The following is a 1,213-nucleotide window of genomic DNA, read 5'->3' as shown; positions in this document are numbered from 1 at the left end:
GCATAGGAGCGCTCCAGGGCATCCAGTGCCTCTTCCTTGGAGATAAGCCGCGCGTAATCCCCATGTTCCGCCAGGGAACGGGCCACATTGTCAAAGGTCAGGCACACATCCCAGGGCGCGTCAATTTCACAGGGATGGCCTGCATGGGACATCTTATGGCGGCAATAGCATAAACCGAGTCCGATATACTCCGCCTCCTCCACAATATGGGTGGCCCGCTCATAATCCAGGATGTGGTTCATTTTATCGTTGGTAAGAACCGGCTCCTGGACAAAAACACGCCCCAGCTTTGTCTCCGTGGCATAAAACAGGTCCTTGATGAAATCCTCCTCCACGTTCATGTACTGGTAATACAACTCGCTCAGGTATTTCTGGTCAATATCCCCCCTGGTCCTCATCAGGGCGAACTCAATGAATCCAGCCATTGGCGGCGGCATCACGAACTGGCGGACCCCTTTATGCCAGGAATCCACCAGCAGGGCCTTTTCACAGAGATGGTCCAGAAGGCGCTCTGCCTTATACTCAGATGTCTGCCATATCTTTGCAGCCTTTTTCACTGTGAACGGACGCACAGGAAGCAGCGCAACCCACTTCGCCTCCTTCTCCGAATATAATACCTGCAAAATCTTATACAATGTCTCAGACGCCGGTGCGCCCTGGGTAAACCAGTTGATGCGGTCACTCAGGTTTTTGTAGGCGTCGCGGGTGGTCAGGTGTCCCATGTATTATCCTCCTTCTTTTCTATTTGATTTCTGTGTGGCATATTGGTCCAATAGGGCGGCTCCAGAAAATGCAGAGCCGCCATTACTTTTTTCTTTTCATTATGAAATAGGGAAATGGATGTGTCTTTGGGCGGATACCGGCTTTGATTGACCGTATATCACATTAAATTATTGACTGGCTTTTTGGTAATATTCCTTTTGTGGCTTTATGAATCTGTTACTTTGTGCTATATAACTCTGTGTTTATGTGACTCTGCGCTTTTATGACTCTGCACTTTTGTGTGCCTATGCTTTTGTTTACCTATGCTTTTATGTATCTATGCTTTTGCGTACCTACGTTTTTTTTACCTACGCTTTTGTGTACCTATACTTTTTTTACCTACGCTTTTTTTACCTATACTTTTATGTACCTATACTTTTTTATATCTCTCTACTTTTAAGTCTCCGTACATCTATGTTCTTTCTTTTATGCATTTATTTTTTATGTTTAT

General features: G+C 45.6%; 1 pseudogene. It reads right to left on the bottom strand.

Annotated elements, in window-relative coordinates:
* A pseudogene (locus KH180_RS16695) lies at positions 1 to 722 on the bottom strand ((Fe-S)-binding protein); the annotation flags it as partial.
* Positions 723 to 1,213 lie beyond the last annotated feature (491 nt).

It is taken from the genome of Anaerostipes sp. (assembly GCF_018381315.1).
Classification (GTDB): Bacteria; Bacillota; Clostridia; order Lachnospirales; family Lachnospiraceae; genus Anaerostipes.
This window is presented reverse-complemented; position numbering and strand designations above follow the sequence as displayed.